The sequence below is a fragment of the Candidatus Magnetobacterium casense genome (assembly GCF_000714715.1).
Classification (GTDB): domain Bacteria; phylum Nitrospirota; class Thermodesulfovibrionia; order Thermodesulfovibrionales; family Magnetobacteriaceae; genus Magnetobacterium; species Magnetobacterium casense.
Genome location: NZ_JMFO01000017.1, coordinates 1 through 25,055, shown reverse-complemented (window position 1 = coordinate 25,055; position 25,055 = coordinate 1). Strand labels below are relative to the sequence as shown.

At 44.8% G+C, this 25,055-nt stretch carries 22 protein-coding genes and 1 pseudogene; 15 read left to right on the top strand and 8 right to left on the bottom strand.

Annotation, left to right across the window (positions count from 1 at the left end; all coding sequences use genetic code 11):
• The first annotated feature begins 56 nt into the window (after window positions 1-56).
• The 5 genes from Mcas_RS09990 to hemE all read left to right on the top strand — a co-directional run bounded on the left by Mcas_RS09990 (window position 57) and on the right by hemE (window position 4,670).
• Entirely contained in the window at window positions 57-497 is a 441-nt protein-coding gene (locus Mcas_RS09990; RefSeq protein ID WP_052567120.1) for an Rpn family recombination-promoting nuclease/putative transposase, read from the top strand.
• 248 nt (window positions 498-745) lie between these two features.
• Window positions 746-2,200: a cyclic nucleotide-binding domain-containing protein gene (locus Mcas_RS16735; protein ID WP_162176302.1), complete on the top strand. Its 1,455-nt coding sequence runs from the start codon at window positions 746-748 to the stop codon at window positions 2,198-2,200.
• A gap of 57 nt (window positions 2,201-2,257) precedes the next feature.
• Window positions 2,258-2,839, top strand: coding sequence for a D-sedoheptulose-7-phosphate isomerase (locus Mcas_RS09980; RefSeq protein WP_040335394.1), 582 nt, complete (start codon window positions 2,258-2,260; stop codon window positions 2,837-2,839).
• Window positions 2,836-3,528 carry a nucleotidyltransferase family protein gene (locus Mcas_RS09975; protein ID WP_040335393.1) on the top strand — a complete coding sequence of 231 codons (693 nt, stop codon included), beginning with the start codon at window positions 2,836-2,838 and terminating at the stop codon, window positions 3,526-3,528. The genes Mcas_RS09980 and Mcas_RS09975 overlap by 4 nt, the downstream gene beginning before the upstream one ends.
• 119 nt (window positions 3,529-3,647) lie before the next feature.
• Window positions 3,648-4,670, top strand: a complete 1,023-nt coding sequence (gene hemE / locus Mcas_RS09970) for a uroporphyrinogen decarboxylase (protein ID WP_040335392.1) — start codon at window positions 3,648-3,650, stop codon at window positions 4,668-4,670.
• Window positions 4,671-4,864: 194 nt separating this feature from the next.
• Here hemE and Mcas_RS09965 read toward each other — a convergent pair whose 3' ends face one another.
• Window positions 4,865-7,429: a serine/threonine-protein kinase gene (locus Mcas_RS09965; RefSeq protein WP_040335391.1), complete on the bottom strand. Its 2,565-nt coding sequence runs from the start codon at window positions 7,427-7,429 to the stop codon at window positions 4,865-4,867.
• A gap of 119 nt (window positions 7,430-7,548) precedes the next feature.
• On the opposite strand from Mcas_RS09965, the gene Mcas_RS09960 reads away from it, so the two are divergent.
• The gene (locus tag Mcas_RS09960; protein ID WP_040335390.1) at window positions 7,549-8,784 is read left to right on the top strand and encodes an exonuclease SbcCD subunit D C-terminal domain-containing protein; all 1,236 of its coding nucleotides are present in this window, start codon (window positions 7,549-7,551) and stop codon (window positions 8,782-8,784) included.
• A gap of 204 nt (window positions 8,785-8,988) precedes the next feature.
• Here the strand turns inward: Mcas_RS09960 and Mcas_RS09955 are convergent, their stop codons facing one another.
• The 4 genes from Mcas_RS09955 to Mcas_RS16730 all read right to left on the bottom strand — a co-directional run bounded on the left by Mcas_RS09955 (window position 8,989) and on the right by Mcas_RS16730 (window position 13,956).
• Window positions 8,989-9,990: an Lcl C-terminal domain-containing protein gene (locus Mcas_RS09955; protein WP_040335389.1), complete on the bottom strand. Its 1,002-nt coding sequence runs from the start codon at window positions 9,988-9,990 to the stop codon at window positions 8,989-8,991.
• A gap of 20 nt (window positions 9,991-10,010) precedes the next feature.
• Window positions 10,011-10,349, bottom strand: coding sequence for a BrnA antitoxin family protein (locus Mcas_RS09950; protein WP_040335388.1), 339 nt, complete (start codon window positions 10,347-10,349; stop codon window positions 10,011-10,013).
• Window positions 10,312-10,578 (bottom strand): BrnT family toxin, encoded by a 267-nt coding sequence (locus Mcas_RS19230; RefSeq protein ID WP_081853765.1) that lies wholly within the window; start codon window positions 10,576-10,578, stop codon window positions 10,312-10,314. Before Mcas_RS19230 ends, Mcas_RS09950 begins: the two co-directional genes overlap by 38 nt.
• Window positions 10,579-10,878: 300 nt before the next feature.
• Complete coding sequence (locus tag Mcas_RS16730; protein WP_052567117.1) at window positions 10,879-13,956, bottom strand: FG-GAP-like repeat-containing protein; 3,078 nt, start codon at window positions 13,954-13,956, stop codon at window positions 10,879-10,881.
• A gap of 670 nt (window positions 13,957-14,626) precedes the next feature.
• Between Mcas_RS16730 and argS (Mcas_RS09940) the strand changes: the two genes are divergently transcribed.
• The 7 genes from argS (Mcas_RS09940) (at window position 14,627) to Mcas_RS09910 (ending at window position 20,329) form a co-directional block, all read left to right on the top strand.
• Window positions 14,627-15,112, top strand: coding sequence for an arginine--tRNA ligase domain-containing protein (gene argS, locus Mcas_RS09940; RefSeq protein ID WP_162176301.1), 486 nt, complete (start codon window positions 14,627-14,629; stop codon window positions 15,110-15,112).
• Between the two features lie 106 nt (window positions 15,113-15,218).
• Window positions 15,219-17,000 (top strand): arginine--tRNA ligase, encoded by a 1,782-nt coding sequence (gene argS, locus Mcas_RS09935; protein WP_200873680.1) that lies wholly within the window; start codon window positions 15,219-15,221, stop codon window positions 16,998-17,000.
• A gap of 8 nt (window positions 17,001-17,008) precedes the next feature.
• The gene (locus tag Mcas_RS09930) at window positions 17,009-17,563 is read left to right on the top strand and encodes a nucleotidyltransferase domain-containing protein (RefSeq protein ID WP_040335386.1); all 555 of its coding nucleotides are present in this window, start codon (window positions 17,009-17,011) and stop codon (window positions 17,561-17,563) included.
• Window positions 17,544-18,740 carry an aldehyde dehydrogenase family protein gene (locus Mcas_RS09925; protein WP_040335385.1) on the top strand — a complete coding sequence of 399 codons (1,197 nt, stop codon included), beginning with the start codon at window positions 17,544-17,546 and terminating at the stop codon, window positions 18,738-18,740. Before Mcas_RS09930 ends, Mcas_RS09925 begins: the two co-directional genes overlap by 20 nt.
• Entirely contained in the window at window positions 18,737-19,162 is a 426-nt protein-coding gene (locus Mcas_RS09920) for a class I SAM-dependent methyltransferase (protein ID WP_040335384.1), read from the top strand. The genes Mcas_RS09925 and Mcas_RS09920 overlap by 4 nt, the downstream gene beginning before the upstream one ends.
• A gap of 286 nt (window positions 19,163-19,448) precedes the next feature.
• Window positions 19,449-19,625, top strand: a complete 177-nt coding sequence (locus tag Mcas_RS17665) for a hypothetical protein (protein ID WP_156033300.1) — start codon at window positions 19,449-19,451, stop codon at window positions 19,623-19,625.
• Complete coding sequence (locus Mcas_RS09910) at window positions 19,622-20,329, top strand: DALR anticodon-binding domain-containing protein (RefSeq protein WP_235203371.1); 708 nt, start codon at window positions 19,622-19,624, stop codon at window positions 20,327-20,329. The genes Mcas_RS17665 and Mcas_RS09910 overlap by 4 nt, the downstream gene beginning before the upstream one ends.
• Before the next feature lie 58 nt (window positions 20,330-20,387).
• Here the strand turns inward: Mcas_RS09910 and Mcas_RS18495 are convergent, their stop codons facing one another.
• From Mcas_RS18495 to Mcas_RS09895, 3 genes are all read right to left on the bottom strand, one after another.
• A complete protein-coding gene (locus tag Mcas_RS18495; RefSeq protein WP_040335382.1) occupies window positions 20,388-21,557 on the bottom strand; it encodes a GGDEF domain-containing protein in 1,170 nt (389 codons plus the stop codon).
• A complete protein-coding gene (locus Mcas_RS09900; protein ID WP_040335381.1) occupies window positions 21,539-22,237 on the bottom strand; it encodes an EAL domain-containing protein in 699 nt (232 codons plus the stop codon). Before Mcas_RS09900 ends, Mcas_RS18495 begins: the two co-directional genes overlap by 19 nt.
• A gap of 86 nt (window positions 22,238-22,323) precedes the next feature.
• Complete coding sequence (locus Mcas_RS09895; protein ID WP_081853761.1) at window positions 22,324-23,334, bottom strand: PstS family phosphate ABC transporter substrate-binding protein; 1,011 nt, start codon at window positions 23,332-23,334, stop codon at window positions 22,324-22,326.
• Window positions 23,335-23,832: 498 nt separating this feature from the next.
• On the opposite strand from Mcas_RS09895, the pseudogene Mcas_RS09890 reads away from it, so the two are divergent.
• Window positions 23,833-24,147 (top strand): annotated as a pseudogene (locus Mcas_RS09890) (response regulator); the annotation flags it as partial.
• 164 nt (window positions 24,148-24,311) lie between these two features.
• Window positions 24,312-25,055, top strand: a 744-nt coding sequence (locus Mcas_RS09885) for an IS1634 family transposase (protein ID WP_040335419.1), incomplete at its 3' end; no start/stop codon positions are given.

Genomic DNA, 25,055 nt, shown 5'->3' with positions numbered 1-25,055 from the left:
CAAGTATTTGCAATTTGTCATATTTTCTGATGTGATTGTCTGATTTTTGAAACAACTTGATAATTCTCTCACTCTCACACCACCACAAACTAAACACGCTCAGAGAGGCGGTCCTGCCTCCGTACCAGACACCAAATATAAAGATACTGAAAGAGACGATATTGGATATAAGGGCGGTATATAAAAGGGGCATAACATTTATAATAGAGATACAGATTCAAAGGCGGCGCGGATTTGAAAAACGTGTGCTGTACTATACAAGTAAGGCATATATTGACCAGTTGGAGAAAGGCGACGATTATCCTGCATTAAAACCGGTGATATACATAGGCATCGTGGACTTTGACATATTTGAAGGTGACAGCTACATCACAAGACATCTGATATTAAACTCCGCCACTCTCAGGCAGGAGTTAGTGGACTTTGAATTCAACTTTATAGAGCTGCCCAAGTTTACCAAAACCGAGGATGAACTACAGAGTGTAGTGGACAGATGAAAGGGGTGCAATAGAGTATTCATTTCTTGAGGGAGAGCGCAAGGGATTGTTTGAGGGAGAGCGCAAGGGCAGACTCGGGAGTAATATTGTCACACATTTATAAGGATGTAGCCTGACGCCACCAAAAATTTATGCACCCTTATTGACAGTAATCTTTATTTCATGTTAATCTTAATGTTAATCAGGCAGATATGTATGCAGTAGAGGTGCCTGCCGATTTAACAAAAAAAAATACCGGAGGATTTTCCGTGAAAAAAAGTGATTTCAATTTCAGTTATCTGATAAGTTATTTATACAATGCGATAAAGTCGGAAGACATCGATGAGGCATATGACACGTTTCTGCTAATCCTGGACCTGGTGTTTCTGGGTAAGGATGTTCCGCGGTTCTTTGCGGAGTTACTGGACAAAAATACACTGACAATGCTCAACGACATAGACCTGGTTAAATACAAAGCTAAAGAAACAATATGCAAAGAAGGAGAGCATAGTGAATCCATGTTCATAATAGTAAGCGGCACGGTACGTGTATCCCAAAAGAAAGTCAAATCACGGGGAACTATCCTCCCGTTACCACCGGTGTTGCTAAACAACCTGATAAACAACCTCCTTATGGGGGGAACCAGGACACTGTCAACGCTTTCAACCGGTGATTTTTTTGGAGAATCGGCCTTGTTTTCGTCAAAGCCCATGCCCGTCACCGCCACTGCCCTCACCGATGTCGAAACCCTCGTGATAACCAATAAGACGCTTCAAAAGGCCATGAGCATCAAACCTGACCTGCGCTCACTGCTGAAGGAGTTCTATGTTTCCCGGCTCGACTCCATGTTTGAGTCACTGCAAAAAGAACAGAGCATGCTCCAGTCTTGTGTGTGTGAAAACCTGATTGGGGCTGCAATGCCCGGTGAAAGCGGCTTTTCAAGTAACGCTCTGCTTCTGGGGACAGATGCAACAATGAATGAAACCCTGCAGGGACAGACTGCGTTTTCGCTTAAACCAAAGTCCAGGATAGAAACAGGTCTGGATAAAGTGAAAACCCTGTACGCTGAAAATCGAAAACCGGAGGCGGCTCTCTTATACCTGACCCTCAGCCGACTGTTTCTGAGCGAGCTTACAGACATTACAATTGACATGTTTACCCTTAAGGTATTAAACAATCCTAAGCTCAACAACGTGAAACTGCTCTCCGATGTCCTGGGAAAAATACGGACTATGATGCCCGAAATATCCCGCCAACCAGAGCCGGTTGACGAAACCGATTACCGCACAAATTTCCTGCTCCTGTTTAACGACTTGCTCAAGAGAAAACTGGATAAGGTATCCCTGCAACAATACAATAAGGGGCAGGCTATTATAAACCACGCTGATATGTCTGACTCCATATACGTAATCAAAGCAGGTTCCGTTAAGATTGTATCACCCGAAACGTTGCCTTATAAGGTGGAGTCCAGGGACATCATACTTGGCGAGGGCGAAATCCTGGGGGAAATTGCCTTCTTTACCAGACAACCCAACACTGCCACCGTTATTGCTGCTGAAGAGACGTCCCTATACGAGCTAAACAGGCCCCTTGTTACGGAAATCGTCAAGGAGTATCCGGAGGTGCTTAAGTTCTTTGAAAAGGTCTACCAGGATAAAATTGCCGAGCTGATTAAGGAAGCCGAGGCCATTAAGGCATACTATAAAAATGACCTTACCCTGTGACGTGGCGTCAAAATCTCAGAATTAATAACGTAATGACTTAAAATGCAGGAGACAACGATGAATCAACAAATAGTGGATGCCATAAGGGGGTCAATATCGGTCAAGGAGAAGCTGCTGTCCGATGCGGACTTGCTGAAGACGATTGCAGAGGTGGCCGAGGCCATGGAAGCGGCCTTCAGGCAGGACAAGAAGGTGCTCCTGTGCGGCAACGGCGGAAGCGCCGCAGATGCACAACACATAGCGGCGGAGCTTTCGGGGCGATTCTATTTCGACAGGGAGCCGCTCTTTGCGGATGCCCTGCACGGTAACACCTCATATCTGACCGCCGTGGCAAACGATTATTCCTACGACGAAATATATGCGCGCCTGGTCAGGGCCAACGGCAGACCCGGCGATATCCTGGTGGGGATATCGACCTCCGGCAACTCGTCAAACGTCATAAAGGCCATAGAGACCGCCACACGTATCGGAATGACAACCGTAGCCATGACCGGTGCAAGCGGCGGAGGAATGAAGGACATCTGCAATTTCCTGATAAACGTTCCGTCCTCTGACACACCACGGATACAGGAGGCGCACATCCTGATTGGTCACATTGTCTGTGAGTTGGTGGAAAAGTCGATGTTTAAACGCCCATGACAAAGACGGCCATTGTCCTGGCGGGCGGCCTGGGCACCAGACTCAAGACAATCCTGGGCGGTCTGCCAAAACCCATGGCAGATGTCAACGGAAGACCGTTCCTGCAATACCTCCTGGAGTATCTGCGCAGCCAGGGGATTGGCAACTGCATATTGAGCGTCGGCTACAGGAGAGAGGCGATTATGGAATACTTTGGCCGATATTTTGGTGGCATTGACCTTACCTATTGCATCGAGGATGAGCCGCTGGGGACGGGAGGGGCTATTAAAAAGGCCCTCACATGTACGGATGCACGAGAGGTCTTTGTCTTAAACGGCGATACACTGTTCCGTGCCGACCTCCCTGAGCTGTATGACCTGTATAGCTCAAACGACTGCGCATTTGCAATGGCACTGAAGCCGATGCGGGACTTTGACAGATATGGCGTTGTGATTGTTGATGAGACCCACAGGGTTATAGGGTTTCAAGAGAAGATGCCTCGCACCTTTGGGCTTATCAACGGCGGAGTTTACGTGCTAGACACAGGGGTGTTTGACGGACTTGACCTGCCTGCCGGCTTCTCCATCGAAAAGGATTTTCTCGAGTGCTACTACAAGAGTCGGCGATTCTATGGCTTTGAATTTGACGCCTACTTCATCGACATCGGGATTGTAGAAGACTACGAGCGGGCCAAGACAGAACTCGCCTGATTTAATAAGCCACTGCTATTAGTCAGGGCAATCGCAATCTTTCTTTTTTTCTTTATTATGTTACAATATACAATAGGAGTTTGTCCTGTTAAAATATCTATGACGTAGGGAGTGTACTTATGAATGATGCGTTTTTGAGGGCATGCAGAGGGGAGAGGACCCCTTTTACACCAATATGGATCATGAGACAGGCGGGTCGCTATCTGCCGCAATATCAGAAGATACGTGCCGACGTTGATTTCCTTACCCTGTGCAAGACCCCTGAGCTGGCCGCCACGGTCACCAGGCAACCCGTAGACATACTGGGCGTGGATGCCGCAATCCTGTTTTCGGACATCCTCATCCCCGCCGAAAAAATGGGCATGGAACTGCATTTCCCCGAAACCGGCGGCCCCGTCTTTAAAAACCCCGTCAGAAACATCGCCGACGCCAAGGCCCTCAGGGTCATACAACCACAGGAAGACGTCCCATACGTCTTAGAGACAATCAAGCTGCTCGTTGCCGACCTGGGTGTGCCACTGATTGGCTTTGCCGGGGCGCCATTTACCGTCCTGACGTACATGGTCGAGGGGGGTAGCTCAAAACACTTCATACACACCAAAAAAATGATGCACACAAACCCCAACCTCTTTAACGCCATCATGGGGACGATAACCCAAAGCACGATCGCATACCTTAGCGCCCAGGTGGAGGCAGGCGTCCATGCTATCCAGCTCTTTGACACGTGGGCGGGCGTGCTCTCTGCCACGGACTACAAAAACTGGGTCTTCCCATACGTAAAAAAGACACTCAATGCCCTCAAACCACTCGGTGTACCGATCATATACTTTGTCAACAACTGTGCCGGTATCCTGCACATAGCCGCAGACTCCGGTGCCGACGTCATCGGCGTAGACTGGCGCATAGACATAGACGACGCCATCAACCGATCAAAGCAGATGCCAATCCAGGGCAACCTCGACCCCTGTGTGCTTTTTTCAACCAGACCATACATCCAGATCGCTGCCAAGTCGATAGTCCTCAAGGCATCGCAAGCCAGGGGACACATCTTCAACCTCGGACACGGCATACTGCCCGAAACACCCGTAGACAACGTCAAGGCCCTCGTTGATACCGTCCATGAGGTAAGCCTGCGCAGATGATCGGTGGCCGCAACGTCATAAGTATCTGCCCATAATACGAGTCAAGAGAAAAGAAAGGGGCGGTTTGTGGCAGGTGTGCCTCACCCCCTCCGCCCCCCTTCAGAACCCCCTGCAAGGGGGCCAGCCCCCTTGACCCTTTCCTGTGCAGGTGTAAATCTCTCACAAGAATCTTGCCACGCTTTTTTAAGAGGATACTATTTTTGCTTATTTACGTTATGTGCTGCGGCACGTTGTTTAATCAGCCTCTTGCAATCGTTGATGGCCTCAATGAGTTCCTTGCCTGTCTGGTATCTGTTGTTGGCATCTTTGGCGAGCATCTTGAGTATTATATTGGCTATACATGTGGGCACCTTTGGGTCAATCTCTTTGATGTTATGGGCGGGGTTCTTTGTTATGCTGTGCATCAGGGCTGCAATGCTGTTGCCCTCAAAGGGTTTACGGCAGACCAGGAGTTCAAAAAACACCACGCCCAACGAAAACAGGTCAGACCTGCCATCAACCTTATTGCCGGTCACCTGTTCGGGCGACATGTAGCTTGGCGTACCCATAACCATACCGGTTTCCGTCTTGGATGACTCAATAATGCGTGCAACGCCAAAGTCCGTGACCCTGATCTCCTTATTACTGAGCATCATGATATTGGCAGGCTTTATATCCCTATGCACTACCCCCTTGCTATGGGCATAGTCCAGGGCATCGGCAACGGTGGTAATGATCCTGATGACGTCTCTGGGGTGCAGCTTTGAGTCTTTCTTGCAATAATCCGAGAGGTCTGTGCCGTCAAGATACTCCATCGCGATGTAGGCGATCTCCTTGCCTTTTTCCGTGTGTGTGCCAACGTCAAATATCTTAACGATGTTGGGATGAAATAGCTTGCCGGCAGCTTCGGCCTCACGCTTAAACCGTGCTTCGACATCTTCCTTTTCGTTGTCCTCCAGGTCCATTTCGGCATAATCGAGCGTTTTAAGTGCCACGTCGCGATTGATTTCGGGGTCCCTGCCCTTGTAGACGATTCCCATGGCACCACGTCCAAGCTCTTTGATGATCCAATAGCGGCCCAGTTTGTTCACAGACAGCGATTCCTCTTTGGTGTTGATTATCACCGTGGAGTCCTTCTTTGAGGTGTTAATGATAACCGTTTCTCCGCTTATCCGGACTTTTTTTACACGGTCATTGACGTCCCTGTACGGGCCACTACCCAGTATGTATTCGTACACGGCCAGGGCCTTATCCAGCATCCTCTTTTTTTCGTAATCGATCCCCAGGTTGTACAACAGCTCCTTGACCGAGTCATCGACCGGGGAACACTTACAGAATCTATCAAAGGCCATATCCAGTTGCCCCTGACCTTGAAACGACAGTCCAAGCATCTTGTTTGTCTCCGTGTCTTCCTCATCGATGAAGGTCTGCACTTTCTTTTCAGACGTCTGCTGCGTGTAGTGTCGTATGGCCACGGCGCAGTACCCCATAAACAGCAAGAGGGTTGGATAGGAGGTCTGAAGCCAGTAGCCGTGGGCATGGAACAGGTAAAAGCCGGCGATGTTTATCACTGCCAGGGACGTGCCTCCAACAATGGCGCTGAGGCGGAACGTCAGCCGTGGCTCCAGCAGTGACAGATATACCCCCAGCAGGAGCAGGAGAAATGTATCCAGGTAGAAGGCCCACGCAGGACGACTGATGTGGTTGTTGTTGATGATATTATCTGCCACGTTGGCTACCACCTCAACGTATGGCAGGTTGTTACCCTTGGGGGTTTGTACAAATGATGCGGAGTCCTCAACGGTGGAGCCTATGAGCACCAGCTTACCCTTGAACACGCCCTCGGGCACTTTATTGTCAAGCAGGTCATGAAAATCGTAGTATGGAAAGCTGTGATATCCGCCCCGGTAATCTATGAGCATATCGCCTGTGTTGTTTGCCGGTATGTTGAGGGTTCCCAGTTGGATGTGCCCCTTTATGGTTGCGGGGTTGAGATCTCTGATGGTGAGTTTTTTGTGACTTAAGGCCAGTTGCAGGGCAAAGGATGGCAACAGTCTGTCCTTGTAGGTAACGAGCAGGTGTTCTCTGCGAAGGATGCCGTCTCTGTCGGACGTTGTGTTGTCGTGGCCCAGTGCCAGTGCGGCGCTGGAGAGCCTGGCCTCGGGGGTGTGCAGGGCACGTGCAGTGTTAAACCTACCACCAGGCAAGGACGCAACGGAGTTTTTGTGTAACGGTTCCGTTAGTTTACCTATAGTGCCAACAGTTTTCTCCTCCGACAGATGCGAGTCAAAGGAGATATGAACGGGCAGTACGACGTTACCCGCAGACTGGATAGCGTTGGCCATGTTGGCGCCATGGCTGAACTCCTTCAGGATATTGCTTAACTCCGTGGTGAGTTTGTCGGTGGAAGCGGTTGTGTGTTTCTCAAGTCTTGCCTGCAGGTCCTTGATGGCGGAGAGTTTTTCGCTTTCGCCCTCGTCCTTGTAGAATATGGTAATACCGATGACAGATGCCCCGGCTGCCTTTAGCTTGTTGATAGCCTCGACCATTATAGAGCGTTGTGGTGGCCAGTGCCCCAGCTTCTCTATGCCCTCGTCGTTGATGGCAACGATGGCAATGTTGTCTGGGGATTTTTTGTGTCTCAAGCCCTCTCTGAAGTCGTAGTTGACGTACTCCAGGTATCTGAAGGGGTACCATTGCACCAGGAAAACAATCATCGTCAGCAGCGAAATCACAGCCCCAACACCCCAGTTGGGTATCTTTATTGGATATTTATTCATCGATACAAACAGTCTCAAAATCAATTATATACAAACCCATTGCAAATTTTCAATAGCCCCTTGTCCTGAGTCGGGTGACAAATACTACCCCGTGATGATAAGATATATGTTAATCAAGTATGAAGATCATACACACCTCAGATTGGCACATTGGACACTCCCTGTATGGGCGTAAGAGGTATGAGGAGTTTGAGGCCTTTTTCAGGTGGTTTGCGGGGCTTATCGAGGATGAACGGGTTGACGTGCTGCTTGTTGCCGGGGACGTCTTTGACAACAGTGCGCCAAGTCACAGGGCACAGGAGCTGTACTATCGTTTTCTGTGGAGCGTGGCAAGGTCGGGCTGTAGCCATGTGGTCATAACGGGAGGCAATCATGACTCTGCATCGTTTCTCAATGCCCCGGGGGAGCTTCTGCGGGCGCTCAACATACACGTTGTGGGGTGCATTGGGGAATCGGAGGAGGTTGAGTCGGAAGTACTGACTCTCTCTGATGTCGGGGGCAGGGCAGGGTTGATCGTCTGTGCGGTGCCATACCTCAGGGACCGCGACGTCAGGCGGGTTGACGCCGGTGAGAGCCTTCAGGACAAGCAATTGAAGCTCGTCGAGGGCATTGTTGCGCACTACCACAGGGTCTGTCAGAGGGCGCTGCAGATACGGGACAACCTCAGGGCAGACATCCCGATTGTGGCAATGGGGCACCTGTTTACCGCCGGCGGACGATGTGTCGATGGCGATGGCGTGCGACAGACCTACGTAGGCTCACTGGCACACGTGGGATGGGAGGCCTTCCCGGACTGCATTGATTACCTGGCCCTGGGACACCTGCACGTGCCACAGACGGTGGGCAAATCCGAAACAAGGCGTTACTGCGGCAGCCCCCTGCCCATGGGCTTTGGCAGCGCAATGCAGGAAAACTACGTCCTGAGTATAGAGACGGAGCCTCGCCCCATGCAGGTTATACCGATCCCCGTGCCCAAATTCCAGTACATGGAAAGCATCTGTGGCAACTGGCGCGATATCTCAAGGCGCCTTGAGCAGCTCAAGGTCAACCACAGCAAGGCATGGCTGGAGATCGTCTGCGAGGGCGATGAGCTTATCAGCGACCTGAGACAACGTCTGGAAAGGGCCGTTGAAGAAACCGATCTGGAAATTCTGCGCATAAAGAACTATCGCATGATGGAGCGCATCATCAAAAGTATGAGCGTCGATGAGACCATGGATGACCTCGATGAGGGCGATATCTTTAATCGTTGTCTGGAGGCACACAACATACCTCCGATACAGCGTCAGGAACTATTGGCAACCTACAGGGAAGCAGTCCTGGTCACCAGGGAAGACGACAGAATGTCTCAATAGCACAACGCAAAGAAAGAATGGGGGACTTTGTCCCCATGGTAGCATTCCATTCAAACGTGGACACATTGCTTAAGCATAACAACAATGCCATATATGGTAAATTTATGTGTGCTTCATGATAAAGACGTAGATACTAAGGAAAGACTCTGAGGCCCATTCACTTTAAAAAAGAGGCTGTCAGGTGTCTATACGACAACTTCAGTTTTAGGTCAGAGGGGTATCTTTGTCTTTGTTCTTTTCGTTTATCGCATCGAAATTAAGGATGTCGAGGTACTCCCACTGTCTGTATGCGACAACATGCAGTCCGTTGCTTGTTGCAAGGTTGATAATGTCTTCCTCAATAAATGTACTTGCCAACATGGGGATTATTTGCTTACCGACACACTCATTGAAGAAGGTCGTTAGTGTCTTCGCCTTAGCAAGTATCTTGACGACATCATGGTCATCAGGTTTAGATTTTACCTCTATCATGAATGCCTTATCTTGGCAGATTAGCAAGACGTCAACCTCACATTTTTTACCCCCATTCCTTTTCATGGCTCTTACACGAAAATCATCGGGTTCACACTTAAAATATTGTCTTATTAGTGGTTTTGCTCCAGGCGCTATTAAGTTTTCAACGAGAGTCCCGAATTTGTTAGAACTATCACCAATTGCTTTATTAACCTGCCGCTCGAATGCCTTACGTTCTTCTTTCCTCTCTTCCTTATCCTTTTTAAGCCACTCCTCGAACCGAACCTCCATAGCCCTCATCTCCTGACGAAAGGCTTCTTGCGCCTCTTTCTCCTTGCGATCCTGCTCCTCATCCCTCCGATCACGCTCCATTTGACGCTCGATCATCTCTGCAAAGATGTTCTCCAAGCGGTCTACTCTTGCTTCCAATATCATTTGCATCGTTGTAATCCTCCCTTCATATCGTCTACATTTACTATACCACGTCCCGCACTCATTCTGCAACCGTGCTGCGAGGTGATCCGTATTTAGCATTGCATCTAACCCTGTTGTCTTCTCATCCTCCCTGCAAAGGGTATACAACTCCTCTATCGTCGGCAGACGCCAACCTGATGGCACACAGGTATTCGCCACATCCCACTTTGCATAGCCGTTACAGCCGTCGGCGTTTTTCATCCACTGCAGGCCGGTGTATGTGTCTGTCATTGAGCCATCGCCGTTATCCGTGCCGGTCAGGTGCTTGCGTTCGGTCACCTCAAAGGCTCATCTGCTTTTTATCCCTTGTGGTGATGGTGCTGATCTCGCCGTTCAACATATGACCGCAAAACGGCATTAATGAGGGATTGGTAGCCTTTGCCGGTCTTACGGAAGTAGTCAAGCACGTCCTTGTCAATTTGCATGTTAAGCACGGCTTTAGGGTGCGGCAATTCTACAGTGACGTTATCCCAATCCATGACCATTTCAGCCTCATCAGAATCCGAGGCAACACAGTCCTCGATCTCTGCCTGTGTCATGCTGGCGGCCTTATCCCAATCGGAAAGCGTCCCATCCCGCTGCACCAGCCTGCTCAATTCTTTATCCGTGTATTTGACGATATGCTCTTTCCTCGCCATCGCGCGACCTCCTAAAAGATATTATACGGCGGCGATCTTCCCGCCACGTCCACACAACCGTGTAAAACTTCTCGCCAACAATGGCGACAGAAGCAAAACGGGACTCAGCATTTTTGAAGGCTGGCACATGAACCGCTTTTCGACCGTCAAACACCACCCGCGCATCCCGAAAGTCGAGGCGATGTTTATCGAGATTTTTTTGCCGTTTTGCTTCATCCCACTCAAACATATCATATTGTAGACAATTTGTCTATACATGTCAAGGCGGCATGGCGGAAAGCAGTGGTCTTCATCGTTTTGCCTAATGTTCGCCCTCTCAGGCACCCATGCATCGCTATAATTTTCCCCCTCTGCCTTCTATCATACCACGTCCTGCACTCATTCTGCAACTGTGCTGCGAGGTATTTCCGACACACTCCAAGGTTATGGTAAAGTTAATGCAGCGAGCCGATTCGTGAAAAAAAATTGGGCAGGGCTAAAGCCCTGCACCCAAAAAAACAAAGAACCAAATGGCCAAATGACCGAATAATCAATGTCCGGAACGAACTGGCCATACATAGATGTAGCTGTGGGACTTGCCGTTGGCGAGGACGAGGCCGTAGCCCATGTGGACGAACCATGCGTAGGACGTATCGCTAGCGAGGGTAGTAGAGGACCAGTAGAGGATCGTGAGCACATCAAAACCATCGTCCCTAAGCTGTGTTGTACGATCAACAGCATGGCCGTTACAATAATACCAGTTGGTTGCATTGAGGTCTAACCCTGTTGTAGTCCCGTCCTCCCTGCAAAGGGTATACAACTCCTGTATCGTTGGCAACCTCCAGCCTGAAGGCACACAGGTATTCGCTACATCCCACGTCACATAGCCGTTACACCCGTCAGCTTTTTTCATCCACTGCAGGCCGGTATATGTATCCGTCATTGAGCCGTCTCCGTTATCCTTAAAGCGCTTGCCATTGCTACCTGCTACTGTTATGGAAACATTAGATGTCCTGGCTCCGGTCTTCAAATCTTTTGCCGACATGGTATATGTACCTGCACTGGTAGGCTTGTAGGGTTGTGATATCTGACCTTTATCATCTGCTGTAAGGGTCATGACGTCATACCCGACATCGCTGCCTTCACTGCCTGTTATGGAAAACTCAACGGAACCGGACTTCGTGAAATACCTGCCCGTAAAGTTAAACGTATCGCCTACATTACCAGATGCCTTATCAACCTCAAGAACGGGGCCGGATTTGGCATAATTCTTAACGATTACGGCATAATGATCTATGAGTAATTTCTCTCTTAGTGTCAGATAAGTAGGCTTGACCCTAAAATACGTCATTGCACTATCGAGACGGCTTTGTCTCTTTCCAGTTTTATCTGCCCAGGAAATGTTACCGTTATCCTCTACAGACAAAAGATAGCCATATAAAAATTTTGGCTCAGGGGACGCACGTTCAACCTTTGAGAAACTAACAGGACAAACCTTTTCATTCTGAGAATCAGGATGAGACACTTTTGAGGCTAACTCTCCTAAGATGTGAATTTTTTGAAACAGTGAAGGACGGTTGCAGGACGTTGACGATATAAGGCTGTCTATACTAGAAATCAATGATAGTAATTTAGCTAACTCTGAATCAATATCATCGGCAGTCCTGATTGACGCCTTCAACTGCGATGTTTCATCTGGTGCAAGTTCTAACGTTAAAGCAGACTGGGTAGGTATTCCTACTTTTCCAATGTCAGCATCAAGAGTAATACCGTTAAAACTACCGTATTCTGCTAACTCAAAAAATTTACTTGCCCAAGTAATCTTAGATATTGCCTCAGTTACTTGGCATGCACACGCCCATCTTGGATCAGCTACAAAGCCACATATTGTTAAAACTGCATCACCTGTCTCATATGCAAATATCCCGGTCGTTACATCTGTACGATCTAATAACCATTTATCACCACCTATATCGTCACATTTTTTTCCTGTACCTCTTGCGGTTGACTTGTTTGGTAAAGAACCTTGAGGTTTGGCTGGAGAGGCGGCCTTGAAATTCAATGCCCTGTTATTGGCAAGGATTGTTTGTTCAATCACAGCCAATGTTGCAGGGTCTATTTCATCAATGTTATCTGATGCACCATTGCGTAAGAATGTCTCCAAATCAGGTAACACACCGCTCATTTGATCAAGAAACGCTATCAGGTTAGCGTCTGTTGTGGATGACTTCACTGTTGCTATTCCTGACTGTATAGCCTCCTTACTTGCGACAAAGTTATCGGTCATTGCACTCACTGTATCCTTTAGAACCGCCCCTGATGGGTTAGGGTTATCGGGCAATGCCAATGCTGAAAAACTACCCACGTTCTTGCCGTCTACACTCACTGAATATGCCCCTTTTGGAAGCCCTGATACCTTGCCGTCAAGCACTGCAAACGGCACATAAACGACAAGCTCATTCTCAGAGACAAAACTCACGTCCTTGACCGCATAACTCCCAAATGTCACCTGCGACTTATTGGTAAATCCTGACCCCTTTATTGTTACTGCGGTAGCTGAATAACCCTGCGTTGGGCTTAGATTGCTTGCTGAAATACCCGTATTGAACAACGGTATTATGTTGCTGCCGCTGGGGATGCTCTTCCAACTGCCTTTATCAAGCTTTGTTGTAAAACCATAGTCTTTGATGGACACCCCATCCATCAGCCATACGGCAAACTCATTAGTTGATGGGTTGTACCACAGGATATCGCTCTTACCGTTACCGTCAAAATCACCTATGTCCTGAATACGCCAGGTTGTCAACGATATCTGCTGTATCTTTTCCGGGGTAACAGGTATCCCGCTGGATGGCTTTACCTTTGTACCGTCCATTAACCATGTGTAAAGCATACCCGTGTTGCTGTTCTGCCACATGATATCGCTCTTGCCGTCTCCGTCAAAGTCAGCAATACCCCTGATTAACCACTCGCTGCCTACCTGTGCCGATGGGGTTGCCGACTTCACCTTCACCCCGTTCATAAACCATATCGCTATTGCGTATGTACTACTGTGGCGCCACAAGATATCGCTATTGCCATCACCGTCAAAATCGCCTACGGCCTTGACCTCCCAACCACTAAGGGCGCTAAACGATATCTCCTGATTTGTCTTGATTGTCCCGCCGTTCATAAGCCATAGACATATGTCGCCTGTTGTTTTGTCCTGCCAAAGTATATCGCTCTTGCCGTCACCGTCAAAGTCCCCTATTGCCTTGACCTCCCACTTCGTCCCCGCAAAGGTCACGATTGATACCTTTTGGGAACCGTTCTTCAACCACACAGACACCTCGCCTGTGCTCGTATTCTGCCACAAGATATCGGTAACGCCGTCCTTGTCAAAGTCACCCGTACCAACTATCTGCCACATCAGTTCCCGGCCCGTTGCCAATACGGATACCTTGCTTACCGCCTTGCCGTTCATTGCCCACGTAACAACATCCCCGCTATCGATGTTATACCACAGCACGTCCGTCCTGTTGTCACTGTTAAAATCGTTCTCTGCCTTACTGTAACCGTTGCCCGATAGGCACAGAAACAACGCCAATACTAACAACAACGTCTTGATTATACTTCTGCTTCTACTCATCTGGTTGCCTCCTTATTCCTAAATCTCTGTCTTAATCCGCATACGCATGTATGCTAACCCCATGAACTCAAAAGTAACCTCTCTCTAAGCATGTCTTATATTACACTTGATGCATGATAATTCACCTCCTCTACTCAAAGGTGCTCCGGCATGGCATTTTGTTTACGGCAACGCACCCCTCGCAGGTACAAAGAAGACACGCTAAAATGCCAGTATTGACAAAACAGATTAGATGAAGTAGACTTAGTTGTGAGTTGTGAGTTGTGAGTTGTGAGTTGTGAGCGCAGGAAACACCCCTGAAAACTGCCCCATAACGCTCTCTCTGTTGTACTTATTCATACAGCATCATAACACTGTAGCAGAATTTTTGTCAACCTGTCTTTCAAGAGTCAGGAGATGGTACAACAAATGGTAGTACTCCATTTTAAACGTGGGTACATTGTTCGGGCACAGTAACGTGCCATATTATGAAGGTATAAAAGTGACTTGAATCCCGGCAACCACTGTTGATTGTGGTACTGCCAAACCTGCTCTGATGCGATTGTCCTGAACCATAACCTCTTTCACCAAACAAAATGCAGGAGACTTATGCTACAATACCTCATGGATACTTCATAATGCGCAGATTATGGTTTCCAACCTGAATAGTCCTTAGAAGGGAATGTTTTTTATGATAAGAGAGATAGTATTAAAGGCCGTTGCGGGCATGGGCATAGAAGCCGATTATGTGGAAGTGGAGATACCAAAGGTGCAGTCGCAGGGGGATGTATCAACGCCGGTTGCCCTGGGGCTTGCCGGTGTTTTGCGTAAAGCGCCGCGGGCCATAGCGCAGGAGATCATCTCCGCCATCAGGGGGATGCCCCAGGGGGATATTGCGGCCTTTGACTCCATAGAGGTGGCAGGACCGGGGTTTATAAACTTCAGGTTTAAGAGAGACTACCTGTACGAACAACTGAGGCTCTTGTACAAGGAGCGGCAGTTGCGCTTGAGGGTTGATGTCGGTCATGGCAGGCGGGTGTTGATAGAGTTTGTCAGCGCCAACCCAACGGGGCCGTTGCACGTTGGACATGGTCGGGGGGCAGCCTTGGGCAATGCCCTGTCAAACCTGCTGCAAAGTGCCGGGTACGTTGTCGAGCGGGAGTTCTACATAGAATAAGCAACAGATTTGCAAAAAGCGATTGACAGAAGTATAATTTTGTTGTAGACTATAAATACCGAATGAGGGTGTTGTCATCGATGGACTTATAGGAGGGATTGCAGATATGAAAGATATGGCGATATTAACATTAATAGAGCAACTTACAATGTTCTTTTCAAACGCATTTGAAGTCCTCGGATTTGATGCTAAATTTGGCCGGGTTGTAATTTCAGACAGACCAGATTTAGGTCAGTTTCAATGTAATGGTGCCCTGTCTGTGGCAAAGATTTACAAGAAGAATCCTCGTGATATAGCGCAAATGATTATAGAAACTCTTGAAAAGAAGGATATATTTTATAGTCTGTCTGTTGCGGGGGCAGGTTTCATTAATATCAATTTATCTGATGATTTTTTAACAACTCATGTAATACAAATGTCTATAGATGAGCGTCTATGCTGTCCATTTGTATCAAAACCGAAGAACGTAATTATCGATTTTGGCGGTCCTAACGTGGCAAAACCAATGCATGTTGGTCATCTTCGGGCCACGATAATTGGCGATAGCTTACAGCGACTATTTAGATTCCTGGGACATCAAGTCACAAGCGATATTCACTTAGGAGATTGGGGCCTTCAGATGGGGATGCTCATTACTGAGTTGAAAGCACGAAATCCAGAACTCCCATATTTTGATACTTCGCACACTGGTAGTTATCCTGAAGAGTTATCAATTACAATTAATACTCTTGAGGAAATGTATCCAGTTGCCTCAATGCGTTGTAAAAATAACAAGATTGATATGGAGGCGGCTCAAAAAGCAACACGTGAACTTCAACAACTAAGCCCTGGATACTATGCTCTTTGGAGGCATTTTGTTAGAATTTCAATGCAAGAATTGAAGAAAGATTTTGAAAATCTATCTGTAACATTCGATCTTTGGCGTGGAGAAAGTTATTATAATGATCGATTACCATCTTTGATTGCAGAGTTGAAGGCAAAAGGTTACATTCAGGAGAGTGAAGGTGCCCTAGTGATTCCTGTTAATAGCCATACAGATAAGAAGGAAATACCCCCACTTATTCTTGTAAAGTCTGACGGTGGATATTTGTATAGCACGACAGACTTGGCGACAATTGAAGAACGGGTTAAGGACTTTCATGCAGATATAATTCTATATGTAGTTGATAAGCGCCAATCTCTTCACTTTGAACAGGTTTTCAGGTCTGCTCGTCTCATTTCACTAGCAAGAGATGTCGCATTAGAACATATTGCTTTTGGAACAATGTGCGGAACTGATGGAAAACCTTTCAAAACAAGAGCTGGCGGTGTTATGAAGTTAAAAGAACTCATTTCTATGCTTAAAGAAAAAGCAATTATTCGCATGGAGGAAAATGACATAGCCAAAATGTACGATATTACAGAACGTGAGAGTATTTCTAAGAAAGTTGGACTTGCAGCTTTAAAGTTTGCTGATTTAAGTAATCATCGAACATCTAACTATGTGTTTGATCTTGAAAGATTCTCTAAATTTGAAGGTAAAACTGGGCCTTACCTTCTTTATACTGCAGTTAGAATAAAGTCTATCTTGTGTAAAGCTGAAGAAAAGAACATATACCCTGGCTCTATTTTACCACCCACTCTTGCTATTGAACGTGAGTTAATGCTAAGTCTTTGTATGCTTCCAGACACAATCATTAATGCATATATTGAACGAACTCCACATTATCTTTGCGATTTCATTTATGATATGTCTCAAATATTTAGCAGGTTTTATTTGCAATGTCATATACTTAGCGAGAAAGATACTGACCTTCAATCTTCATGGCTTGCATTATCAAAGCTCTGTCTCTGTGAAATCAACTTGGTGCTACATCTCTTGGGGATTGATATTCCTGAGAGAATGTGACATTATAAATGCATCAGAATATAGATATTTATAAAAAACAAAAAGCAATAGTAGTTGATGAATTCAAAAAAAATATCAATAATAGTTTTAAAAATAACGTTGTTTTTGCTTTTTTATGTGGTAGCTTTGCTATGGGAAAATCTACAAGCAAAAGTGATATAGATATACTCGTATGTTTAAAAAAACGAGACATGAAAATGGAAGAGATGTTTTTGAAGTGGTATTTTTATATACATGAAAAAACCGGCCATATTCCAGATCACATTTATAACTATGAAGTATGTAATCAAAATCAACTAAACTTATTTTTGACTTATGTTGAAAAGGCTGTACCAACAATAAAAATAAATTCATTAAGAATATATACTGGAATAGTGTTGGCAGGCATGCTTTCCAGTACAGCAATTGGCTTTATTGGTGATCATAAAAAATACTTACCTTTTAGAAAAAGGGCACATGAAATTACAAAAAGGTGGAAACAACAAACATTAAAGTTTCTATCAGTTATGGACACAAATAGTTTTTTAAGGAGAGTTATTATATATGAAAGGGACAGCATTTAATTATTTTGAAGACAGATGTTTGATTTTATCAAGATTCATTAAAGCAAATACTAAAATATTGATAGAAATATTGACTGATTATGAACCATATAACGTTGCTGTGAATGAAATTAAAGTTGCAACAGATACGCTTGATAATATTGATATGCAAAAAGAATATTTAACTGAACAGCAGTTTAACATTAGTGTTTTTTTACCTATAAATCTTCCATTGTTTTCCATTATTTTATTTGCAATTATTCCATCTTTTTTTTCAACGTCTGTATATGTTAGAGTGCCAATTTTAGCCAGAAATATAGTCGAAATTATTTTTAAACACTTGAAAATAGAAGAACTTTTTTCTGAGATAAAGCTTGTTAATATTGAACGTGCTGCTTTTATTGAAAAATATATAAAGAAATCTGAAGTCGTAGTTTTTATAGGAAAGTATCAAAATGCTATAGAAATTATGAAAAAATGTCACAAGGATACTTTGTTTTTACACAATGGATCAGGTATTAATCCAATAGTTGTTGGAAAAGATGCAAATATTCAGATAGCTGTTTCTAAAACGATAAAAGCAAGGATTTTCAATAGTGGACAGGATTGTGCTGCACCAAATGTAATATTTGTAGATAAAAATTTTGCCAAAGATTTTTATAAGCATTTAATTATATCATTAAAAAAAGTAAAAGTGGGGAGTTATAAAAATAAAAAAGTCTCTATCGGGAAGGTTATTGATCATGAAAATTTGTTTTATATATGTAAGTTTTTAACAAAACATAAAGATGACATAGTTTTTGGTGGAGAAATAAATTTCAAAACAAATATTATTCACCCTACGGTTATTGTTAAAGAAATGGATAACAATGCAACTTATGGTGAATTCTTAGCTCCAATATTTTATATAAATGTTTATAACAAAGATGCAGATATGATTGAGTTTTTTCATTCTACTTATTATTTAAAGCATTCAATGTATGTTTCTGTATTTGGAAAATTAGACTTTATTTATGCCATTAAAAAATCAATAATCTTAGATGAAAAAATAGTATTAGATATTGAGAATGGTAATTATGAATTCGGTGGTTATAGTTTGGAAGCATCTTTCGTTGCTATTAATAAGGAAATTATTGCCAAGCCAATATTGATATCTCGTGAAATATTTAATCATATGATAAAAAAACAATTACTATGAAAAACATAGAAAATAAATATCCTTGGTTAAAAATATATTCTGGTTCGATTGAAAAATATATTCAACCAGATTATTATAATAGACTTCTCAAAGAGTATAACTTTTCAAAAAAATCAGATATAGACTATTTCAATAGTTTTTTGAAGCATACTTGTTGTAAAAACATGGAAAACGTTCTTGAGCTAGGAGCTGGAGCCGGAAGGGGAACAGATGTTTTCATTGATTCGATAATGAAATTTAAACAATTAGACATAGTAGATTTAAGTGAAGATATGGTACAGCAAATTAAAAACAAATATGACAAAAATAAGAAAATTTGTATATACAGAAGTGATAATATAGAGTATATAAAGGAGACTAAAAAAAGTACGATTTGGTTTATAGTCTTTGGAGTTTTTCTCACTCAATTCATCAACATCTAATCGATAAACATAAAAAATCAGCTTACATTGAAGAGATTATAAAGAAGTTCATTCAAAACAATATGAGATCTGGGGCAAGTTTTTTCTTGATTCACTTTGATAGTTTGAGTGAAGAACAAAAAATATTAATGAGACAATATAGAAAGTTTTTTCCGTTATTTAAGAGTAAAATCAAACAATCTCCATCTAAGCTAATTTTAGATGAGGTTCTTAATTTTTTTGACGGAAAAAAATTAAAAATTTAACAGTTAATCATTTGGAAGGTGATCCTATTGTGTATGATTCAATGGAAAGTGCGTTGGAAATATTTATGAATCTTCATATGGAAACTGAATTTAATAGACATAATAATGTGCAGGAAATAATTGATGAACTAAAAGAAGATATTGAAAAATACAAAAAAGATGACGGAAAGTATTATATAAAACCTGGATGCTTTATTTATACATTCGAAAAAGTATGATGAAGATAGAGCGTGGCTACGACGAGTTGATCAACATCTGGGGGGCCGACCACCACGGCTACATCCCGCGGGTCAAGGCGGTGTTGAGGGCGGAGGGGTTGCAGGAATCGAACCTAACCGTGCTCCTGGTGCAGATGGTCTCCCTGCTGAGGGATGGCAAACCCGTGCAGATGTCAAAGCGGGCAGGGGAGTTTATCACTCTCAGTGACGTCATCGGTGAAATCGGCTCCGACACCACCAAGTTCATATTCATGACAAGGAGGCCGGACAGTCATCTGGAGTTTGACCTGGAGGCAGCCAAGAAGCAGTCCTCGGAAAACCCCGTCTTCTACGTCCAGTACGCCTATGCAAGGATCAACAGCCTCCTCAAAAAGCATCAGGCGGACATGTCGGGCCTGTTTACCGACAGGGTTGACTCTATCGACCTGTCGTGTCTTGTTGCCGAGGAAGAGTTGCAGATAATAAAGAAACTGGTACTCTATCCGATGACCTTTCAGGGAGCGGTCAGAAACCGTGAACCACACCGGATAACCTTCTATCTGCAAGAGCTTGCGGCCATGTTTCACCCCTACTACAACAAGCACAGGATTCTCACCGGGGACGTCATCCTCACCGAGGCCAGACTCCTGCTGTGTGCCTGCATCAGTATAGTCCTCAAGGAAGGTCTGAGGATACTGGGTCTGTCAGCACCGGAGTGGATGTAGTGCAAGAAAAGAAGGGAGAGGACTCTGTCCCCCGGATGAGCGGGGCAAGGATTATTTACTAATCCATACCCATACGCCTGTCCCTTACGATGGAGAAGCCTGGTTTTGACTTTGCCGCCTTTTTCACATCCGAAGACAGCGATGCCAGTTGGACAAATGACTCTATCTTGTGAACCTCTGTGCTGACTATACCGATGGAAAGTGACAACAGCTCAAAGCGTTCCATCTCCCCTTTGCGATTTTTGGCATTATAAAAGCCACTGTTGCAATCCTCATCACCGTGAAAAGAACAAAGGTTTTTCCTGAACCTGTCAATGATCAGATTACACATGGCAAGCGATGACTTTGGGCGGGTTATCAGGATGAAATCATCCCCTCCTATGTGTCCGACGAAACTAAAGTTGTCTGCCTCGGCATCCCTGGCTCCTTCCATTATCCGTGCCAATTCCCTTATGACGTTATCCCCCTTCTCGAAACCGTAGTTGTCATTATAGGGCTTGAAGTTGTCCAGGTCAAAATAGCAGATATCAAAGTGCATGTTCTGGGCGAGTCTTTTGTTCACCTCACGATAGATACACTGATTGCCAGGCAATCCAGTCAGTGGATTGGCGTTCCTTGCCGACGCCATTGATTTGTCCGTGATAGCCTTTAGCAGCTCACTGATGGCTACAACGCCGAAGAGCTTCCCGTTTTTTGTCACGTATATGTCATCATAAAGGGATTCATGCCTCCTGACACCGATCATCCTTGCGACATCCTCTATAGAGGTCTTGTCTCCTACCACGAGGAAATCTGTCTCCATAAGGTATTTGACGGTCTTGCGAGCGTTAAGGGCAACACCGTAGCCAAATCTGCCCATCATCTGCTGCTCCAGGAACCGCTGCCTGTTTAACATTCCCACAAGCCTCCCGTCACTGACAACCGGCATCCCCCTGAGTTTAGGGGTATCGTAAAAGAGCGTATATGCCTTCATTATGAGATCATCTGGAGATATATAATCGCATTTATTTATAATATCCCCAATAAACAAGATATCTTTGCCCGTGCCCTCTTCAGCGTCTTTTTTATTGAATACATTACATACAGCAGCTATATCGCGTTCAAGCCTTGGAGATGGCCTCTTAAGCAAAAACCCCTGCAGAAGCTCTATGCCCATATTAACAACCAATCTGAGTTCATGTTCGGTTTCAATCCCCTCGGCTATCACCTTTATCCCCAGCGGTGACATGCCGTTGCTATGGCGTCCACCAGGTTATACTTCACCAAGGCCTTATCCATGTTGGATATAAAGTGTCTGTCAATCTTTACAAAGTCAGGCTCAATGATTGACAGCATCTTCAGTCCCCCGTAACCGGCACCAAAATCGTCTATCGCTATCTTATAGCCCTTTCCCTTAAGGACATCTATCATTGTGTGAAATATCTTATAGTTCTTGATCGCGCTCTCCTCTGTCACTTCAAGAACGATCTTATTTCTTGGGATACCCCACACGCCGGCAAAGTGGTCCGTTATCTCACACCACCTGGGTGTATCCGTTATTGTCTCAGGGCATATATTGATAAACAGATGGGCGTCCGTATTCTTAAATCCCTGTTGTGAGGCGTTTATTATTGCGTTTTCATGACACGTGGAATCCAGGAGCGTTATAGTACCCGTTGCCATTGCCTTTTCAAATAGCTCGGCTATGTTCATCGCAGATTCAGAGCCACGCACCCTGGTGAGGGCCTCATAGCCGTAGATACTGCCATCCTCAGAGGAATATATTGGCTGAAAAAAGATAGTCAGATATTCCCTGTCTATTAAGTCGAGTATTCTCTCTTTTTCGAGTTCCATTTCATAATCCTCGGCCATACCCTTCAAAGCGGTATTTATATTGCCATTGATAGTCCACTGTACCCTATTAAGCATAGATTGCCTCCTCATTAACCATCAGGTATACAGGACATGCACATGCAATGTAGTCCTGTACGCCTGGTGTTATGCTATACTTGTGCTTACTCTATTGCCTTCAACTGTGGCTTGATTAAATTTACCGGCAGGGGGTCATATCCGTCCTTTATAACTACCTGCTGTCCCTCGGCGCTCATAATGTAACGTACAAACTCACCGATCAGCGGCTCAAGGGGTTTGTTCGGGGCCTTATTTACATACACATAGAGGAAGCGTGCAAGCGGATATGAACCGTCTACAACGTTATCGTAGTTTGGTTCTTTGTAAGGCTCTCCCTTCTTGGAGGCCAACGGCAGCGCCCGCACCCCGGAGGTCTTGTACCCGATGCCGCTGTAGCCAATGGCATAGCGTTCTTCCGTTACGCCCTGGACGACGGAGGCCGAGCCGGGTTGTTCCTTGACCTCGTCTCTGAAGTCCCCTTTGCATAGGGTGTGCTCCTTGAAAAAGGCATACGTACCGGAGGCACTGTTACGTCCGTATATGCTGATGGGACGATTTGTCCAGTCACCGGTAAGTCCAAGCTCTCCCCACACCTTGATATCTTGGACAGCGCCACACTTTTTGGTCTTGGAGAAGATGGCATCGGCCTGTACGACGGTTAGCCCCTCAATGGGGTTGTCCTTGTTGACGTAGATGGCCAGTGAGTCCATTGCAGTCTTGATCTGGGTTGGTTTGTAGCCAAACTTTTTCTCAAACTCATCAAGCTCGGAGCTCTTCATAGCCCTGGACATGGGGCCAATCTGCGACGTTGCAGCAATCAAAGCGGGCGGGGCAGTGCTTGACCCCTTGCCCTCTATCTGGCACTTAACGTTGGGGTAGTACTTTGAAAACCCCTCACACCACAGGGTCATGAGGTTGTTCATCGTATCGGAGCCAATACTGTTGATGCTGCCGGAGACCCCGCTCACCTTCTTGTACTGCGGTAGACTGGCGTCTGCCGCTATACCGGTGTGTACAAGCGCCATGGTTAAAATCATCACCGTCAGAATCGCCAATCCCAGCGCCCCTCCCAATAACCGGCCCCTCTGTTTCTTGTCCGCAAACCCTTGTTTCATAACTATTGTGATCCTCCTTAGATTTTTCTTCAGCGACGCACCTGATGGCTCTTGTGCGCGTTCACTGTTATGTCTATATTAACACCCCAATGTTACAGGATTATGTACAGTATGTTATCTTTACGTTACAACAAAACCATACTTTCGCACTTTTTTATAACCCGGTACTTTACCTTGATAATGTCACATTTAAGTAAAAACAAAGGGTTCCTTCTTACTTCATGTGGGTTACTCAACTTAAGGTTAGCGACCAACGGGAGCGGGTAGTACAATCTACAACCTTATCATTTTATATGCTTTCTCTCGAAAACAATAGAAATTAAGGGCAGCACGACAAGGCTTACCACTTCTCACGCCCTACCGCCCAGATGCGGGGGGTTAATCTTACCCATTCACTTTACGAAAGAGCCAAACAAAGGATTGATAGAAGAATATTATCTTAATATTAAATATAGCGTGTAGTATTAAATCGAACCGGAATCGGTTATAATTAATGCTATGAAGAAGAAGATTATCGTAGTTGATGACGAAATGGACATCGTGGAGCTGCTCTCTTACAACTTAAAGAAGGAGGGGTTTGACGTAGAGTGTTCTTATGATGGCGAGGAGGCACTGAAAAAGATAGAGGGCACCAGGTTTGATCTCATCATCTTAGACCTGATGCTTCCCGGCATCCAGGGGATGGAGCTGTGCAGGATGCTCAAGGGCGCAGAACAGACGGCCTCGATCCCAATCATAATGCTGACGGCAAAGAGTGACGAGGTCGATAAGGTGCTTGGTCTTGAGATGGGTGCGGACGACTATATAACGGAAGTTCCAGAAATACATGCGGGAATTTTTTGTAGATTAGCCATACATGAGATTATATAGTATTTACAAGCATGATTGTTTGTGCGAATATACATAAAAAATATGCTTGACATTTATTTAATAATATGGTATTATGAAAATATATGTTTGTGCGTATATACAGAAAGGTGGTTAAGGGCAAGGTCTATAAGACTGCTTATCTCGCAGAAGGTAAGAGGATCGGCAAAAAGATTGTCGTTACACACTTGTTAAATATTTCTCATTTGCCAGAGGAACAAATTCAGTCTTTGAATATTGCACTGAAAGCCCACAAAGCAGGTAAACAGATAGTATCAGTTGACTCATTACAATCCCAACATTATGCCAAAATATCTCATAGCAGGCAAGTTGGTGCACTTTATGTATTTTACCAATTAGCTAAACAAATTGGCTTAGATATAATTTTAAACAATGCACTATTTTTATTCATGGTAATAGCAAGGGTAATACATCCTGCTTCTAAAAAATCTACGGCAGTTTATGCTGAAAGACTACCAATTAAAGAAGTAATGAATATAAATACATATTTTGATGAAAATAATTTATACCAAGCAATGGACAATGTTATATTAAGACAAGAAAATATAGAAAATACTCTTTTTGAAAATTTGAATTCTGAGAAAAATGATTTGTTTTTGTATGATGTAACATCATCATATCTTGAAGGTGAAAAAAATGAAATTAGTGATTATGGATATAATAGAGATGGTAAAAAAGGTAAAAAGCAAATAGTCATAGGGCTTTTAACATCATCAGATGGCACACCTGTAAGTATAGAAGTCTTTAAAGGTAACACATCAGATACAAAAACATTTAAAAGTCAAATAGAAAAAGTATGTAAGAGATTTAAAGTACAACGAGTAACAATGGTA